At 70.7% G+C, this 17,575-nt stretch carries 14 protein-coding genes; 9 read left to right on the top strand and 5 right to left on the bottom strand.

The genetic code is table 11. From position 1 onward, the window contains the following. Positions 1 to 22: 22 nt before the first annotated feature. Positions 23 to 622 (bottom strand): TetR/AcrR family transcriptional regulator, encoded by a 600-nt coding sequence (locus ACY34M_RS16255; protein ID WP_462717060.1) that lies wholly within the window; start codon positions 620 to 622, stop codon positions 23 to 25. 184 nt (positions 623 to 806) lie between these two features. Between ACY34M_RS16255 and ACY34M_RS16250 the strand changes: the two genes are divergently transcribed. The 5 genes from ACY34M_RS16250 (at position 807) to ACY34M_RS16230 (ending at position 6,838) form a co-directional block, all read left to right on the top strand. After that, on the top strand, positions 807 to 1,976 hold the full coding sequence (locus tag ACY34M_RS16250) for a PD-(D/E)XK nuclease family protein (protein WP_462717061.1): 1,170 nt from the start codon (positions 807 to 809) through the stop codon (positions 1,974 to 1,976). 191 nt (positions 1,977 to 2,167) lie between these two features. After that, complete coding sequence (kdgD, locus tag ACY34M_RS16245) at positions 2,168 to 3,100, top strand: 5-dehydro-4-deoxyglucarate dehydratase (protein ID WP_462717062.1); 933 nt, start codon at positions 2,168 to 2,170, stop codon at positions 3,098 to 3,100. Between the two features lie 122 nt (positions 3,101 to 3,222). Further along, complete coding sequence (gene gudD, locus ACY34M_RS16240; RefSeq protein ID WP_462717063.1) at positions 3,223 to 4,572, top strand: glucarate dehydratase; 1,350 nt, start codon at positions 3,223 to 3,225, stop codon at positions 4,570 to 4,572. A gap of 142 nt (positions 4,573 to 4,714) precedes the next feature. Further along, complete coding sequence (locus ACY34M_RS16235) at positions 4,715 to 6,037, top strand: GntT/GntP/DsdX family permease (protein ID WP_462717064.1); 1,323 nt, start codon at positions 4,715 to 4,717, stop codon at positions 6,035 to 6,037. A gap of 141 nt (positions 6,038 to 6,178) precedes the next feature. After that, entirely contained in the window at positions 6,179 to 6,838 is a 660-nt protein-coding gene (locus ACY34M_RS16230; RefSeq protein WP_462717065.1) for a DUF4232 domain-containing protein, read from the top strand. A 7-nt stretch (positions 6,839 to 6,845) separates the two neighbouring features. On the opposite strand, the gene ACY34M_RS16225 is transcribed toward ACY34M_RS16230, so the two are convergent. Continuing rightward, complete coding sequence (locus ACY34M_RS16225; protein ID WP_462717066.1) at positions 6,846 to 7,724, bottom strand: LLM class F420-dependent oxidoreductase; 879 nt, start codon at positions 7,722 to 7,724, stop codon at positions 6,846 to 6,848. Positions 7,725 to 7,950: 226 nt separating this feature from the next. On the opposite strand from ACY34M_RS16225, the gene ACY34M_RS16220 reads away from it, so the two are divergent. Both ACY34M_RS16220 and ACY34M_RS16215 read left to right on the top strand, forming a co-directional pair. Beyond that, positions 7,951 to 9,396, top strand: coding sequence for an Nramp family divalent metal transporter (locus ACY34M_RS16220; protein ID WP_462717067.1), 1,446 nt, complete (start codon positions 7,951 to 7,953; stop codon positions 9,394 to 9,396). Positions 9,397 to 9,427: 31 nt separating this feature from the next. Continuing rightward, entirely contained in the window at positions 9,428 to 11,161 is a 1,734-nt protein-coding gene (locus tag ACY34M_RS16215; RefSeq protein ID WP_462717068.1) for an IlvD/Edd family dehydratase, read from the top strand. A 29-nt stretch (positions 11,162 to 11,190) separates the two neighbouring features. Here the strand turns inward: ACY34M_RS16215 and ACY34M_RS16210 are convergent, their stop codons facing one another. Continuing rightward, on the bottom strand, positions 11,191 to 12,123 hold the full coding sequence (locus ACY34M_RS16210) for a fumarylacetoacetate hydrolase family protein (RefSeq protein WP_462717069.1): 933 nt from the start codon (positions 12,121 to 12,123) through the stop codon (positions 11,191 to 11,193). 295 nt (positions 12,124 to 12,418) lie between these two features. On the opposite strand from ACY34M_RS16210, the gene ACY34M_RS16205 reads away from it, so the two are divergent. Beyond that, positions 12,419 to 13,900, top strand: coding sequence for an FGGY-family carbohydrate kinase (locus tag ACY34M_RS16205; protein WP_462717070.1), 1,482 nt, complete (start codon positions 12,419 to 12,421; stop codon positions 13,898 to 13,900). Positions 13,901 to 13,948: 48 nt separating this feature from the next. Here the strand turns inward: ACY34M_RS16205 and ACY34M_RS16200 are convergent, their stop codons facing one another. Further along, positions 13,949 to 14,572, bottom strand: coding sequence for a DJ-1/PfpI family protein (locus tag ACY34M_RS16200; RefSeq protein WP_462717071.1), 624 nt, complete (start codon positions 14,570 to 14,572; stop codon positions 13,949 to 13,951). Between the two features lie 99 nt (positions 14,573 to 14,671). On the opposite strand from ACY34M_RS16200, the gene ACY34M_RS16195 reads away from it, so the two are divergent. Continuing rightward, the gene (locus tag ACY34M_RS16195) at positions 14,672 to 16,009 is read left to right on the top strand and encodes an aminotransferase-like domain-containing protein (RefSeq protein ID WP_462717072.1); all 1,338 of its coding nucleotides are present in this window, start codon (positions 14,672 to 14,674) and stop codon (positions 16,007 to 16,009) included. Here ACY34M_RS16195 and ACY34M_RS16190 read toward each other — a convergent pair. After that, complete coding sequence (locus tag ACY34M_RS16190; RefSeq protein WP_462717073.1) at positions 16,000 to 17,460, bottom strand: APC family permease; 1,461 nt, start codon at positions 17,458 to 17,460, stop codon at positions 16,000 to 16,002. The genes ACY34M_RS16195 and ACY34M_RS16190 overlap by 10 nt on opposite strands. Positions 17,461 to 17,575 lie beyond the last annotated feature (115 nt).

Below are 17,575 nucleotides of genomic sequence, written 5' to 3'. Positions count from 1 at the left end.
GCCGTCAAGGGGCCGGAGGCGGTCAGGCGTCCAGCAGCAAGGGGAGGACGACGGTGTCCACATAGCGCTGGAGATATTCGGTGTCGGCCGCCTGCCGCTCGAGGAGCGGCCGGGAGAAGACGGAACCGACGAACATGTGCGGAAGGAAATCGCAGGCGGGTGCGGAGCGGTCGATCTCGCCGCGCTCCGCGGCCCGCGCGAGCATCGTCTCGAACAGGTCGAGCTCGGGCTGGACGAGCGCCTCGTGCACGGCGTCGGCGAGCTCCGCGTCCTTGCGGATGGCCAGCGAGATGCCGCGTACCAGGTCGATGTCCTTGTGGGCCTCGCCGATCCGCTGCGCGAGCGCGTACAGATCGCCCTTGAAGGACCCGGTGTCGAGATCGTCGAGGGAGAACGGCCGCATCTCGCGCAGCGCCCGGGACACAAGCTGTGGCTTGCTGCCCCACTGCCGGTAGAGCGTGGCCTTGCTGCACCGCGACTCCGCGGCGACGGCGTCGAGCGTCATCGTCTCGTAGCCGACGTCGCGTACGAGGTCGAGAGTGCGTCCGTACAGTTCGCGCTCCCGCTCGGGGGTGAGCCGGGTACGCCGCTTCCGGCGCGTGAGGGGTTCGGGCAGCCCCATGGATTCCTTGCCTGACGGGTTGGTCCGCGGGTCCGCCCGCGCTGTGCGCCGTACGAATAAGCGAACCGAAACGGTTTCGTACCGCTAAAGGTACGCCCTCCCCTGATCGAAACGCAAACGTTTCGTTGTGTGTCCTCGTCCGTGTGTCCGGCGCTACGCTGTCGCGACCGGAGGAGGGGGCGCTGTGACGGTTGGGGTGTTCGGCGACGGCTGGGCGGACGCGGCGGCCGAGGTGGAGCGATTGCGGGCGGCCGGGCACTGGTCGCCGGGAGCGGCCACGACGCTCGAGGTCCTCGGCGCCGTTCACCTGGAGCGCCATCACCAGTGGCTGGTCGCCTGGCTCCTCGACCCGGCCGGATCCCACCACCTGGGCTCGCGCGTGCTCGCCGCCGTACTCCGCCGGGCGGGGCGGGCCGACCTGGCGGCCGCGCTTCCCCCGTCGGCCCTGGTGCGCAAGGAAGTCGTCCATCCGGCCGACACCCGGGCGGACATCGTGGTGACGACCGACATCTGCACGGTGGTCGTCGAGATGAAGGTGTACGCGTCCGAGGGTCAGGACCAGACCCGGCGCCTCGTGCGCGGATACCTGCAGGCGGTCGAGCCGGTCTGGATCTACCTCACGCTGAACGGCGAGGCCCCGAACGACGCCCGGTTCGACTCGATCACGTTCGCCGAATTCGCCGCGGACCTCGGCCAGGTGCTCGACGATGCCCCGGAACCCCGCACCAGCCATGAGACCGCCGGCCGGGCCACCGCCCTGGACTACCTCACGACGCTGCGAAGGATGACCGGCATGACGGCTTTGGACCATGAGGCGGCCCGTTTCTGGCTGACCTACGGAGCGGAGATCACGAGGGCCGAGGAGGCGTCACGGCAGCTGCTCCGCGACGTGGCCCTGGGTATGGAGGGCAGGCTGCTGAAGCTCGCGGCCGCTCTGGGGCCGGATGTCGAGGTCCGCACCGTCGACTACAGCTTTCAGTCCGAGGTGAAGAAGGTGTTGCCGTACGAGGAGAGCGCGGTGGTGCTCACCCGCAGGTCCTGGCTCGACGCGGCAGGCGGCGCACGAGTCGGCATCGGCTTCGGAGTGCGGCGCAAGAACATCGACGCGTTCCGCAACGACCACCGGCCCTTCGTGGGAGTGTGCGCACTCGACCCGGGGATCTACCAGGCGCTCGCCCCCGAGACGTACGCCTGGGCCGGTCGCTGGCCCTCGTGGCAGGTCGCGGACCTCACCCCACCCGCGGAATCCGTGGATCTGGTGGCACACCTGCGGGACCGGATCGCCGATCAGATGGCCGCGTTCTGGGCCGGGCACGTGGACAGGATCGAGGCGGTCGTGTCCGCCGCTCCATGACCTCGGAATCCGGCACCGACCTCGACTCCGCGGATTGATTCCCAACGGGCATCGCAAGATGCGAAATCGGTGTTGGACGTGCATCAGCGGCAGCTCATAGCGTCTCGCCAGACCAGTGACGCGGGCCATACGGGAGATGGGCCGCCTCCGGTACGTCTGTCGCACACCTTGAGTTCGGGAGCACCACCGCTATGACCGCATACACGCCTGCCGACCTCGGTCGACGACTCGGTTCGGGCCTGTTGTCCTTTCCCGTGACCCACTTCCGGGCCGCGGACCACTCCAAGGCCTTCGACTTCGACGAGGACGCCTACCGGGAGCACGTCGGGCGCCTCGGCGCGTACGACGCGGCCGGGCTGTTCGCGGCGGGTGGCACCGGTGAGTTCTTCTCGCTGAGCGTGTCCGAGGTGGAGCGCGTCGTCGCCGCGGCCGTGGCCGCCGCGCCCGAGGGCACGCCCATCCTGGCGCCGGTCGGCTACGGCACGGCGATCGCCGTGGAGATGGCCCGGGCCGCCGAGCGCGCGGGCGCCGACGGCATCCTGCTCTTCCCGCCGTACCTCACGGAGGCCCCGCAGGACGGGCTCGCCGCACACGTCGAGGCCGTGTGCCGGGCCACGGAGCTCGGTGTCATCGTCTACAGCCGGGCCAACGCCAAGTACAGTGCCGACACCGTGGCCAGGATCGCCGAGAGCTGTCCCAACCTCATCGGCTTCAAGGACGGCGTCGGTGACATCGACGCCATGACCCGCCTGTACGCGAAGCTCGGCGACCGACTCACCTACATCGGCGGACTGCCCACCGCCGAGACCTTCGCCCTGCCGTACCTCGAACTCGGTGTCACCACCTACTCGTCGGCCCTCTTCAACTTCGTCCCCGAGTTCGCGCTCTCCTTCTACGAGGACGTCCGGGCGCGTCGGCACGGCGAAGTGCTGCGCAAGCTCGACGAGTTCGTGCTCCCTTACACCGAGATCCGCAACCGCAAGAACGGCTACGCGGTCAGCATCGTCAAGGCCGGACTCACCGCCACCGGCCACCACGCCGGACCGGTCCGACCGCCGCTGACCGACCTCGAACCGGACGAGCTGGACGAGCTCACCACGCTGATCAAGGGCATCGGCCGCTGAGGCGACCCGACGCCTCTCCACCCCCACCACAGTCGAAAGCCCCGCGCAACGCCCCAAGAACCGCCCCTTCCGTAGGCACCCCTCAGCCGCCTGCGAGCCGCACGCGAAAGGCCCCACCGTCCATGAGTACTCAGGCCGTTCCGCCCACCGCCACCCCCGTCGTCGCCTCGATGCGGGTCGTCCCGGTCGCAGGCCAGGACAGCATGCTGCTGAACCTGAGCGGCGCCCACGCCCCGTACTTCACCCGCAACCTGGTGATCCTCACCGACTCCGAAGGACGTACCGGCGTCGGTGAGGTTCCCGGCGGCGAGCCCATCCGCGCCACCCTCGACGAGGCCCGCGACCTCGTCGTCGGCCGGCCCGTCGGGGACCCGCAGGCCGTGCTGCGCGCGATACGCGAGCGCTTCGGCGACCGGGACGCGGGCGGCCGCGGCGCGCAGACCTTCGACCTGCGGATCACCGTGCACGCGGTCACCGCCGTCGAGGCGGCCCTGCTCGACCTCCTCGGCCAGTACCTGAACGTGCCGGTCGCGGCCCTGCTGGGCGAGGGCGTGCAGCGCACCTCCGTCCCCGTCCTCGGCTACCTCTTCTACGTCGGCGACCGCCGCCGCACCGACCTCCCGTACCGCGACGAGTCCGACGCCAAGGACAACTGGGAGCGGCTGCGCAGCGAGGAGGCGCTCACCCCCGAGGCGGTCGTCGCCCTCGCCGAGGCGGCTCAGGAGCGGTACGGTTTCCAGGACTTCAAGCTCAAGGGCGGAGTCCTCGACGGCCGCGCCGAGGCCGAGGCCGTCACCGCGCTCGCCGACCGGTTCCCCGAGGCCCGCATCACCCTCGACCCCAACGGCGGCTGGCTGCTGAAGGACGCCATCGAGATCGGCCGCTCCCTGCGCGACGTGCTCGCCTACGCCGAGGACCCCTGCGGCGCCGAGGGCGGCTACTCGGGCCGTGAGGTCATGGCCGAGTTCCGCCGCGCCACCGGTCTGAAGACCGCCACCAACATGATCGCCACGGACTGGCGGCAGATGGGCCACGCCATCAAGGCCGACGCCGTCGACATCCCGCTCGCCGACCCGCACTTCTGGACCATGAACGGTTCGGTGCGCGTCGCCCAGCTCTGCGACGCCTGGGGCCTGACCTGGGGCTCGCACTCCAACAACCACTTCGACGTGTCGCTGGCGATGTTCACCCACGTCGCCGCCGCCGCGCCCGGTGACATCACCGCCATCGACACCCACTGGATCTGGCAGGACGGCCAGCGCCTCACCCACGAGCCGCTGCCCATCGAAGGCGGCGCCATCGCGCTGCCCGAACGCCCCGGCCTGGGCATCGAGCTCGACCTTGACCAGGTCGAGGCCGCCCACCAGCGCTACCTCTCCCTGGGCCTCGGCAGCCGGGACGACGCCGCCGGCATGCAGTACCTGATCCCCGGCTGGACCTTCGACGCCAAGCGCCCCGCACTGGTGCGCTGAGTCTCTCTTCTCTCTTTCCCCCGGCCGGGGCGGTTCCCCACCGGCGCGGTGTCGTGCCCCGCTCGTCCGACGCCGCGCCGAGCCGTCGCATGCCCTGATTTTCCGAACGTGCCCCCCTCGTCACTTCGAAGGAGAAGTGATCATGCCAATGCTCGTCGTTGCGCTCAGTGTTGTGGCGCTGCTGTTCCTGATGACCAAGGTGAGGCTCAACGGCTTCATCGCCCTGCTCCTCGTCGCGGTGGTCGTCGCGATGGTCCAGGGCATCAGCCTGCCGGAGATCTCCGATGTCCTGGAGACCGGTATCGGTGACCAGCTCTCCGGCACCCTGCCGGTGATCGGCCTAGGGGCCATGGTCGGCCGCGTGATGGGTGACGCGGGAGCGGCCCAGCGCATCGCGACCAAGCTGACCAAGGCCTTCGGCGACCGCTGGGTGCAGGTGGCGATGGTCGTCACCGCGATGCTCATCGGCGTCACCATGTTCTACGAGGTCGCCTTCGTCATCATCGTCCCGGTGGCGTTCACCCTGGTGCGGGTCACCCGGCAGAACCTGCTGTGGATCGGCCTGCCGATGTCCATCGCGCTCTCCACGATGCACAGCTTCCTGCCGCCGCACCCCGGACCGACGGCCGTGGCCGAGATGTTCGACGCCTCCGTCGGCCAGACCCTCTTCGTCGGCCTGTTCATCGCCGTCCCGGCCGGCGCCCTGATCGCCCTGGTCTGGCCCCGCCTGCCGTTCGTCCGCCGGATGAACCCCTCGATACCCACCGGCCTCGTCACCGAGCGCGTCTTCGAAGAGGACGAGATGCCGGCCCTCGGCTGGTCGCTCGCGGTCGCCCTGCTCCCGGTCGTGCTCATCGCCGGCGCCGCCATCGCCGAGATGTCCCTCGACGACCACGCCCCGGGCATGGGTGTCATCAAGTTCATCGGTTCCCCCGAGTTCGCCCTGCTGCTCACCCTCCTGCTCGCGATCTACGTCTTCGGCCCGCGCGTCGGCCGCTCCCTGAAGGACATCGCGACCTCCTGCGGCGACGCCGCCAAGTCCATGGCCATGATCATGCTGGTGATCGCGGCCGGCGGCGCGTACAAGAACGTCCTCGTCGAGGGCGGCATCTCGGACTACATCAAGAACACCACCGAGCACTGGTCGATCTCCCCGCTGCTGCTCGCCTGGCTGATCGCCGCGATCCTGCGCATCGCCCTCGGCTCGGCCACGGTCGCCGTGTCCACCGCCGCCGGCATCGTGGCTCCGATGGTGGCCGGCAGCGGCAGCTCGCCGGAGCTGATGGTGCTCGCCGTCTCCTGCGGTTCGATCGCCTTCTCGCACGTCAACGACCCCGGCTTCTGGATGTTCAAGGAGTACTTCAACCTCTCCGTCCTCGACGCCATCAAGGCACGGACCACGTACACGACGGTGCTTGCCGTGCTCGGGCTCGGTGGTGTCATGGCGCTCAATGCCGTGATGTGACGAGCCGGTAGTCGTTTGTAACAGCCATGTATGAGTGCGCGGTCGACAGGAACGGTTCACCCGTCGGTCGGGGTCTTGAGGAGCAGTGACGCTCGCCCCCACCGAACGCACAGCACCACCGACCACGGAGGAACCACGACCATGCGTGCTCAGAAGACCACCCTCGTCTCCCTGGCCCTCGTCGCCGGGCTCTCACTGACGGCCTGCCAGGGGAACGGGGACTCCGCCGCGGGCAGCGACGACTCGGGCTCCTCCGCGTCGTCCCCGGCGCAGAACTCCGGTGGCGGTGACTCGCAGCAGGGCTCGGACGACAAGCAGTCGAGTGCCCCCGCCGCGGGGAACGGCGGAGCCGACACCGGCTCCGCCGACCCCGCCGAGGGCAGCGGCGGCGGACAGATCAACACCGGGCCCTGCAAGACCGCCAACCTCGCGTTCAGCACCGCTCACGGCATGGGCGAGGGCGACCTCATGGTCACCATGAAGAACACCAGCGACGCCTGCTCCCTCAAGGGCTTCCCCGGCGTCGACCTCAAGGCGGACAACGGCCCCGGCGGCATCAGCGCCCAGCGCAGCGACCGCACCGCCCCGGCCGTCGTCCTCAAGAACGGCGAGGAGACCCGCTTCACGCTGCACACGCCGCGCAACGACACCGGCGGCTCGGGCCTGGACATCGTCAGCATCGTCGTGACACCGCCGAACGAGACCCACTCCAAGACGCTCCCGGTCTCCCTCAATCTGCCGGTGAGCGACTCCACCGAGTCCAAGGTGACGGTGGACCCGGTCGGCTCCGGCAAGCAGTGACACCGGCTCACGGGAGGAGCGCGGCGACCTTCCGCCAGCCCTCGCGCGGCAGCCGGTCCGACGGTGTGCCGTCCACCACCTGCAGCGCCACATGGTCCGCGCCCGCTTCGAAGAACGCGCCGATGCGGGCGCGGATGCGGTCCTCGTCGCCCCACGCGTACAGCGCGTCGACGAGGCGGTCGCTGCCGCCGTCGGCGAAGTCGTCCTCGGTGAAGCCGAGCCGCAGCCAGCTGTTCGTGTAGTTGGGCAGGGCGAGGTACATGGCGAGGACCTCACGGGCCAGCGTCCGCGCGCGCTCCGGGTCGGTCTCCGGCACGACCTTCAACTCCGGAGCCAGCAGCGGCCCCTCGCCGAGGATCTCGCGGGCCCGCGCCGTGTGCTCGGGCGTGACCAGATAGGGGATCGCGCCCGCCGCCCGGTCCCCGGACAGCTTGAGGGTCCTCGGGCCGAGCGCGGCGAGCAGCCTGCGCTCGGCGGGCACCCCGGCCGCGTCCAGCGCGTCGAGGTAGTCGACGAGCGCGGAGTACGGCCGCCGGTACTGCTCAGCCAGCTTCGCGTGACTGACCCCGAGGCCCAGCTGGAAGCGGCCGGGGTGGGCCTTCTCGACCTCGGCGAACGCCGCCGCGCTCGCCTGCGCGTCGTACTGCCAGATGCTCTGGATGCTGGTGCCGACCGTGAGCCGCGACGTGGCGTCCAGCAGCGGCAGGGCGTGCGGCGCGGAGCTGTTGCCGCCCAGCCAGACCGCTCCGTACCCCAGTTGTTCGAGTTCCGCGGCGGCCTCGGGGATCTCGGCGCGCAGGGCGGGGTCCTCCGAGCGGAGCCCGCCGCTCCAGACGCCGTACCGTCCGACCTTGTCCTTCAGGGTGGTTCCAGGGGTGGTGCTCATGGGTGTGCGATCCCTCCGATGGGTGGGTGTGGGGCGCTCACAGCTAGACGATCACAACCGGTGCGGGGGCGCGCTGTATTCCGCTCGCCGTGTCCGAGAGGCGTTCTCGTCCGGGACGGGAGCGTTCTCGTACGCACCCCCTGGACGGACTCCGCGAATCATCCGATGATTGCTGGGCATCGCACGCGCTCCACTTCCGCCCCAACGGCCACCGGAGACGCCCCAGATGACCGAGACCGGACGATCCGCCTCCCCGCCGCCCGCCCCGTTCCCGCTGCGCACCAAGCTTCTCCCGCCACCCGCCGTCCGGGAGCTGCCCGCTCCGCCCGCGAAGACCTGGCGCATCATCGGCCCCGGTGTCGTGGCCGCCGGGGTCGGGCTGTCCTCCGGCGAGTTCATCCTCTGGCCCTACATCGCCACGCAGGCCGGCCTGGTCTTTCTGTGGGGCGCCGTGGTGGGTGTGGTCACGCAGTGGTTCCTCAACATGGAGATCGAGCGCTACACCCTCGCCACCGGCGAGACCGCGGTGACCGGCTTCAACCGCTACTGGCGCCACTGGGGCCTGGTCATGGTGGTGTTCACCTACGCCGCCAACCTCTGGCCCGGCTGGGCCACCAGCTCGGCGACGATGCTCAGTTACGTCTTCGGCGGGAGCCCCGCCTACATCGGCATCGGGCTGCTGGTCCTCATCGGCCTGATCCTCACCCTCGCGCCCGTCGTCTACAACGCGCTGGAGAAGCTGCTCGGCGTCAAGATCCTCGTCATCGGCGGCTTCTTCCTCCTCGCCCTGATCCTCGCGGTCACCGCCACCACGGTGGGCGACCTGCCGAAGGCCGTCACCGAGGCGACGTTCCCCTCCGAGCTCGGGGTCGCCGTCCTCATGGGCGCGCTCGCCTACGCGGGCGCGGGCGGCGGGCAGAACCTGGTCCAGAGCAACTGGATCCGCGACAAGGGCTTCGGCATGGGCCACTACGTGCCCCGCCTGGTCAGCCCGGTCACCGGCAAGGAGGAGGCCGCGGGACCCGTCGTCGGCTACGTCTTCGAACTCACCGAGACGAACATGGCGCGCTGGCGCCGCTGGTGGCGGTTCGCCAACGTCGAGCAGGCGATCACTTTCGTCCTCGTCACCGTCGTGACCATCGTCCTGTCGTCGATGCTGGCGCACTCGACGCTGTTCGGGACCGGCGGCCTGGAGAACAACGTCGGCTTCATCGAGAAGGAGGGACAGGTACTCCAAGCCCGCGTGGGGGACTGGTTCGGTGTGTTCTTCTGGCTGGTCGGCGCGTTCTCCCTGTTCAGCGCCGCCACCGGCATCATCGACTACACCAGCCGGATGGCGGCCGACGTCCTCAAGTCGACGTATCTGCGCGGCAGCCGGGCCAGCGAGTCGCGGATGTACGCGCGGCTGGTGTGGGCGGTCGTCGCCGTCGGCGCGATCGTGCTGCTCTCCGGGCTCGACCAGCCGCTCGTACTGCTCGTCATCTCCGCCTGCGTGTCCGGCCTGATGATGTTCGTGTACTCGATCCTGCTGCTCGTCATGAACCGCACCGCCCTGCCGAACCCCCTGAAGGTGCGCGGCTTCCGTGTCGCCGCGCTCGTGTGGGCGGTGGTGCTGTTCGGTGTGCTGTCCGTACTGACGGTGCGGCAGCAGCTCACGGACCTTTTCGGCTGAACTACCCGGCTACGTACAGGAGTGGAACCGCATGACGGATGGTCGTACGCCCCGACGCAGCCAGGCCTGGTTCGGTGCCGCCGGGCGCGGGGGCATGGTGTACCGGTCGTGGATGCGCAACCAGGGTTTCGGGCCCGAGGTGTTCGACGGGCGGCCGGTGATCGGCATCGCCGTGTCCGCGTCCGAACTCGCGCCCTGCAACGCCCACTTGACGCGCGTCGCCGAGGCGGTCAAACGCGGGGTGTGGCAGGCCGGTGGCTTCCCCCTGGAATTCCCCACCATGGCGACCGGCGAGACACTGATGCGGCCCACGGCCATGCTGTACCGCAACCTCATGGCCATGGAGGTCGAGGAGCTGATCCGTGCCAATCCGCTGGACGGGGTGGTGCTCCTCTCGGGCTGCGACAAGACGACACCCGCCATGCTCATGGGCGCCGCGAGCGTCGACCTGCCCGCCGTGATGGTGACCGGCGGCCCGATGCTCAACGGCAAGTTCCAGGGCCGCGACGTCGGTTCCGGCACGGCGGTGTGGCAGATGGAGGCCGAGGTCAAGGCCGGGCGGATGACCGAGGAGGAGTGCTTCTTCGCCGAGGGCTGCATGGCCCGCTCCAACGGCCACTGCATGACCATGGGAACCGCCTCCACGATGGCCTGCATGGCGGAGACCCTCGGCATGCAGCTGCCGGGCTCCGCCACCTGGCCCGCCGTCGACATGCGCCGCTACGAGACCGGGCAGGCGGCGGGCCGCCGCATCGTGGACATGGTGGACGAGGACCTGCGCCCCTCCAGGATCCTCACCCGCGAGGCCTTCGAGAACGCGATCCGCACCAACGCGGCGATCGGCGGCTCCACCAACGCCATCATCCACCTGACGGCGCTCGCGGGACGGGTCGGCGTACGCCTCGACACCGAGGACTTCGACCAACTGGCGCGCGACGTACCGACCTTGCTGAACCTGATGCCGTCCGGCAGGTACCTCATGGAGGACTTCTGCTACGCGGGCGGACTGCCGGCCGTCCACCAGGAGCTGGTCAGGGCCGGGCTGCTGCACGGCGAGCAGCTCACGGTCACCGGTCGCCCCCTCGCCGAGAACGTCGCCGACGCGGAACGCATCGGAGACGAGGTGATCACGGGAGTGCTCGCCCCGTTCCAGCCGGCCGGTACCGGCACCGCCGTCCTGCGCGGCAACCTGTGCCCGGACGGCGCGGTCATCAAGCAGTCCGCCGCCTCGCCCCACCTGCTCAACCACAGCGGCACGGCCCGCGTCTTCGACACCCCCGAGGCCTACCACGCGGTGTGCGACGACCCCGACCTCGACGTCGACGAGAACACCGTGCTCGTCATCCGCGGGGCGGGCCCCAAGGGCTACCCCGGCATGCCCGAGGTCTCCAATGTGCCGCTGCCCACCAAGCTGTTGAAGGCCGGTGTCACCGACATGGTGCGCGTCTGCGACGGCCGGATGAGCGGCACGGGATACGGCACGGTCGTCCTTCACGTGGCACCGGAAGCCGCGGTCGGCGGCCCGCTGGCACTCGTCCAGGACGGAGACACCATCACGCTGGACGTACCGAAGCGCTCCCTCCACCTGGAGGTGGACGAGGCCGAACTGGAGCGCCGCCGCGCCGAGTGGCAGCCGCCCGCGCCGCGCCACACGAGCGGCTACGCGTGGCTGTACACGCACCACGTCGAAGGCGCGGACCGAGGCGCGGACTTCGACTTCCTGCGCGGCTGCCGGGGATCGGAGGTGCCGCGCGACTCGCACTGACCGTCCCGGACTCGCCGGGGAAGGCCATGTCAGCCGGACCTGCGGACGGCCCGGCGCACCAGTGGATGGTTCACCGCCTCCACCAGCCAGTCGAGTTCCTGCTGTCCGACGGTCACCCGGTTGGTCAGGACGCCCACACCGTCGATCGACGTCTCGACCACGTCGTCCGCGTTGAGGGTGAAGTCCAGGTCCGGCACGATGCCGGTGCCGGTGGAGAGGACGGCGCCGTCGGGGAACGGCTGGCAGTGCCACAGGTGCTCCGCCAGTTCCTCCGGCGAGCGGTGGAACGCGGCGGTGGAGATCGCGCCACGGAACGCGGCGGAGCCGTTCCGCCACACGGTCAGGGAGATCTTCAGCGCCCGTGGTGAGTCGATCTCCCACACCGGGACGATGCCCGAGGACACCGCCGCGCTCCCGGCGTAGATCTTGGCCTGGGGGAGGTAGAGCGGGTTCTCGCCCTCGATGGAGCGCGAGCTGACGTCGTCGTCGATCACGTATCCGACCGTCTCGGCCGACCGGTTGAGGACCACGCCCAGCTCCGGCTCCGGCACGTTCAGCTCGGAGTCGTCCCGCACCGCGATCGGCTCGTCGTCGGTGATCAGTCGCCACGGCAGCGCCTTGAGGAACAGCTCAGGCCGGTCGGCCTCGTAGACGCGCTCGTACACGGACTGTTCGGTGCTCTCCTCGACACGTGCCTCGCGCGAGCGCTCGTACGTGACGCCCGCGGCCCACAGCTCCATCAGGCCGTCCATCGGCGGGAGCAGGAGCACGCCGGACTCGTCGGTGTCGGGTTGTGGCCGTGCGGCCGTCGTCCCCACCAGCTGCCGCAGGTCTCCGACCGGCAGCCGCAGCAGATCGGCGATGCGGGGTGCGCCCTCGAAGTCGCGGATCGCTCCGGAGGCGTCGGCGATTCCTGTCCTTACGGTCCCGGTGTCGTCGGCGAAGCGGACGATGCGCGTCATGCGGGGGTCCTTTCCTCGGGCTTCCGGTGCGTGTGCCGTGCGGGCGCGTCGCGGTCGGTCGGGTGCCGCGATGCAGGCGATGCGCCGACGTCGCCACCAACAGCGCGTCGCTGACGGCCTTCCGGGTGGGCATCGCCTCGTTCAGTACCCAGTACGACGCGAACCGGAACTACGTGCGGGCCGCCGCCGTGGTCGCGGTCGTCCCGATGCTCGCCCTCCTTCTCGTCCTCCGGCGCCGGATGGTCGAATCCATGAAGACATCCGGCCTGAAGCAGCGACAGAAAGGGTGGCCACCGTGCCCCAGTCAGCAGTCATCGGCGTGGACATCGGCACGTCCAGCAGCAAGGGGATCCTCGTCGCCCTCGACGGCACCGTGCTGCACACCGCCGTCCGCGAACACACCGTCGACCGCCCCGCCCCCGGCCACGTGGAGATGCCGGGCGAGGTGTGGTGGGACGAGTTCGTCTCCCTCGCCCGCGAGCTGACCACCGCCGAGGAGGCGGACGTGGTCGCCGTCGGCGTCAGCGGCATGGGACCGTGCGTGCTGCTCACCGACGCCGACGACACGCCGCTGCGGTCCGCGATCCTCTACGGCGTCGACACCCGCTCCGTCGCACAGATCGAGCGTCTTGAGCGGGAGTTGGGGGCGGAGGAGATCGTCGAGCGGTGCGGCTCGCGGCTCACGTCGCAGGCGGCGGGCGCCAAGGTGGCGTGGGTCGCCGACGAGGAACCGGAGCTGTTCGCCCGCGCCCGCCGCCTCTACATGCCCAGCTCCTGGCTTGCCCGCAGGCTCACCGGCGCGTACGTCCTCGACCACCACTCCGCCAGCCAGTGCACCCCGCTCTACGACATCACGGCCCGCGACTGGTACGCGCCGTGGGCCGAGCGCATCGCACCGGGCCTCGAACTCCCGCCGCTGCGCTGGTCCGGAGAGGCGGCCGGCACGGTCACCGCCGAGGCCGCCCGCGCCACCGGCCTGCCCGAAGGCATTCCCGTCACCACCGGGACCGTCGACGCCTGGGCCGAGGCGCTCAGCGTCGGGGCGCACGGCGTAGGCGACCTGATGCTGATGTACGGCACCACGATGTTCCTCGTGCACACCGTGCCCGACCTGCTGCGCGATCCGGCGCTGTGGAGCACGGTCGGCGCGCTGCCCGACACCCGCAATCTCGCGGGCGGCATGGCCACCTCCGGCGCCGTCACGGGCTGGCTGCGCGACCTGTTCGGCGACGTCGACTACCCCGAACTGCTGGGTCTCGCCGAGAAGTCGGGGCCCGGCGCGAACGGCCTGCTGATGCTGCCGTACTTCGCCGGGGAGCGCACGCCCGTCGACGACCCCCGCGCCCGTGGTGTCATCGCCGGACTGACCCTCGGCCACACCCGCGGCGACCTGTACCGGGCCGCCCTTGAGGCCACCGCCTTCGGCGTGCGGCACAACATCGAGGCCCTCGAAGCGGCCGGAGGCGACATCCGCCGCGTCGTCGCCGTCGGCGGCGGCACGCAGGGGCGGCTGTGGACCCAGATCGTCTCCGACGTCACCGGCCGCACGCAGGAGGTGGGCACGACCTCCGTCGGCGCCTCCTACGGAGGGGCGCTGCTCGCCGCGCAGCTCGTCACGGACGACGCCCGCATCGACGACTGGAACCCCGTCGCCGAACGCCTCGCCCCGCGCCCCGGGATGACATCCCGCTACGACGAGCTGTACGCGCTGTACCGCGACCTCTACCCGGCGTCGGCGGACGTGGCACACGCCCTGGCCGACCTCCAGACCCGCTGACGCCGACGTCGGCGGGGCGCCGCGGCACCGAACAAGGCGGAGTCGTTCTCAGACGAGCGCCGGGGCGGGAGTCGGCAAGTAGGGAGTGATGTTGCGCCACGCGCGCTCGACGTACTCCTCCTTCTCGCCGACCGGGGCGACGTAGTGCAGCGCGCCTTCGGCGGCCTCGTTGCCCTGGAGCCGGGCGATGATCCAGGCGGCGAGGTAGTGCGAGGCCAGGCATCCGCCCGCGGTGGCGATGTTGTCCTTGGCGTAGAAGGGCTGGTCGAGGACCTCGACGCCGGCGGCGACGACCCACGGCCTGGTGGTGAGGTCGGTGCAGGCGGGGATGGAGCCCAGCAGGCCGAGCCGGGCCAGCACGAGCGCACCGGAGCACTGCGCCGCGATGAGCTGGCGCGAGGGGTCGAGGCCCCGCAGGATGTTCATGATCGCCGGGTCCTCGGTGACCTCGCGGGTGGCGATGCCGCTGCCGACGATGACGGCGTCGGCGGCGCACGCCTCCTCCAGCGTGGACATCTGCTCGATGACCACCCCGTTCATCGACGTCACCTTGGGGCTGGGGGTGGCGATGGTGACGCGCCAGTCGTCGGTCCTGATGCGGTTGAGCACACCGAGGGCGATCAGGGAATCGAGCTCGTTGTAGCCCTCGAAGGTGAGGATGGCGATGTGCACGACGGCTGTCCTTTCCGGGAGTCGGGACTCGACGGGGACTTGAGGTTATGAACCCGCGAGCAGGACAGCCAAAGAATTGTCATGGATACAATCCGGCGCATGGCGGCTCCGCGGTACAAGAAGCTGGTCGACGCGCTCGCGTCCGACATCCGGAGCGGGCGCCTCGCCCCGGGGGCGCGGCTGCCGACCCACCGCGCCCTCGCCGCCCGCGAGGGCATCGCCGTGGTGACCGCGACCCGGGTGTACGCCGAACTGGAAGCGATGGGCCTGGTCAGCCGGGAACAGGGCCGCGGCACGTTCGTGCGGGACATCGCGGTCCCCGCCGGGCACGGCATCGATCAGCAGGCCGTCGCCACGGACGCGGTCGACCTCAACTTCAACTACCCGTCGCTGCCCGGCCAGGCCGATCTCCTGCGGCAGGCCCTGCGAGAGGTGGCCACCTCCGGTGACCTCGACTCGCTGCTGCGCTACCAACCACACCGGGGGCGCCCCCGGGACAGAGCCTCCGTCGCGCGACACCTCACGCGTCGGGGAATCACCACCGATGCGGACCGGATCCTGATCACCAACGGCGCCCAGCACGGCCTGGCCGTCACCGTCATGGCCACGCTGGGCGCCGGCGACGTCGTCGTGGTCGACGCGCTCACCTACCCGGGTTTCAAGGTGCTCGCGCACGCCTTCCATCTCGACCTGGAGCCCGTCCCCGCCACCCCCGACGGGCCGGACCTCGATGCCCTGGAGGAACTGTGCGCGACCCGCCCGGTGCGTGCGATCTACACGATGCCCACCCTGCACAACCCGCTGGGCTGGGTCATGCCGGACACCGACCGCGCACGCCTGGTCAGGATCGCCCGACAGCACGGTTCGCTCCTCATCGAGGACGCCTCGTACGCGTACCTGGCCGAGGACCCGCCACTACCGCTGGCCGCGACGGCACCGGACATCACCGTCTACGTGTCGGGACTGTCCAAGAGCATCGCCACCGGCCTGCGGGTCGGCTTCGTCCTCGCCCCGCCGTCCACGGTCGCATCCCTCGAACGCGCCATCCGGGCAACCACCTGGAACACCCCCGCCCTCACCACCGCCATCGCCTGCCGCTGGCTCGACGACGGCACGGTGGACGACCTGGAAGCGCGGAAGCGGGACGACGCGAGGGCCCGCCAGGCAATCGTCAGGCAGGAGTTGGCGGGCCTCCCGCTCATCGGCCACCCCTCGTCCTACTTCACGTGGCTGCCGCTGCCCGACGACGCACGCGCCGACCGCCTGACCGCCACCCTCGCGCGCCGGCACATCTCGGTCACCACGGCGGAGCCGTTCAGCACCTCGGCACAGACGCCACAGGCGATCCGTCTCGCCCTCGGCTCGACGGATCCGGACAGTCTCCGGTCGACGCTGCGCACGGTGCGCCGGATCGCCGTCGAGGACGCCTACACCTGAACCGGGGCGTCGGCCTCTCGGTCGGTGTCCCGCAGCGCCGACCTGCGCCGACCGAACGCCAGGTACAGCGCCGCGGCCAGCGCCAGCCAGCCCAGGAACAGCGTCCAGGTCAGGCCCGGCAGTTGGTAGGCGAGGTAGCAGCAGGCGGCGGCGGTCAGGACCGGCACGGCTGGGTAGAGCGGGACCCGGAAGGGACGCGGCGCGTCCGGGGCGACGCGGCGCAGCACCATGACGGCGGCGGCGACCGCCACGAAGGCGATCAGCGTGCCCATGCTGGTCAGGTCGGCCAGCTCCTGGAGCGGCACGAACCCGGCCAGCGCGGCCACGGCGGCGCCGACGATCCACGAGTTGGCGGCGGGCGTGTGCCGCTTGCGGTCCACCCGGCGGAAGATCTGCGGCACCAGCCCGTCCCGTGCCATCGAGAACAGGATGCGGGTCTGCCCGTACAGCGTGACCAGGACAACGCTGAAGATGGAGACGACCGCCCCGGCCGACAGGATGAGGGCGGCCGTGCCGGATCCGGTGACCGACGTGAGGATCGACGCGAGCACCGCCTCGCCCGCCGCCTCCTGACGGGCGAACGCCCCCTGCGGCTGGGCGCCGATGCCGGCGACCGCGACCAGGATGTACAGGGCCGTCACCACGAGGAGCGTGAGCAGCAGCGCGAGCGGGATGGTGCGGCGTGGATTGCGCACCTCCTCGCCCGCCGTGGAGACCGTGTCGAACCCGACGTACGAGAAGAACACCGCGGAGGCGGCGGCCGTGATGCCGCCGATGCCGTGCGGGGCGAAGTCGGCGAACCGGTCGGCGCGGAACGCGGTGAGCGCCACCACCGCGAACATCACGAGAACGCCCAGCTTCACGCACACCAGCACCGAGTTGACCAGGACGGACTCGCGGGTGCCGCGGGCGAGCAGCGCCGTGCACGCGAGGACGACCACGACGGCCGGGATGTTCACCAGGCCGCCCGCGCCCGGCGGCTGGCTGATCGCGTCGGGCAGCGTGACACCGAACAGCGCGTCCGACACCTCGTTGAGGTACTGGCCCCAGCTCACCGCGACGGTGGACACCGCAACCCCGTACTCCAGGACCAGACACCAGGCGACCAGATACGCGATGCCCTCGCCGAGCGAGGCGTACGCGTACGAGTAGGTGCTGCCCGCCACCGGGATCGCCCCGGCCAACTCGACGTAGCAGAGCGCCGCGAGGGCGGCGACGGTGCCCGCGATGACGAACGACAGCACGACGCCGGGACCGGCCGTGGGCACGCTCGTCCCGAGCACGAAGAAGATGCCGGTGCCGAGCACGGAGCTGATCCCGAGCAGCGTCAGCCGCCCGAGCCCCATGGTGCGCTCCAGGCGGGGGCCGTCGTGCGCCGTCGTGCCCTCGGCATCCGCGACGATGCTGTCCAGGGGTTTGCGGCGGCACAGCTGAGTGGCCACGGGGCCCATGGGTCCTCCTGTACGACGAGTACGGTGACGGGTCGTCGGTGATCGGTCGGTGAGGCTGCGGATCCTTCGGGACGGGCGGGCCCCGCACATTGGCCGATCGGCACAAGTGCCGCGC

The sequence above is a fragment of the Streptomyces sp. EDA2-14 genome (assembly GCF_054963755.1).
The sequence above is the reverse complement of the archived record's forward strand: the minus strand, read 5'-3'. Positions and strand labels throughout refer to the sequence as shown.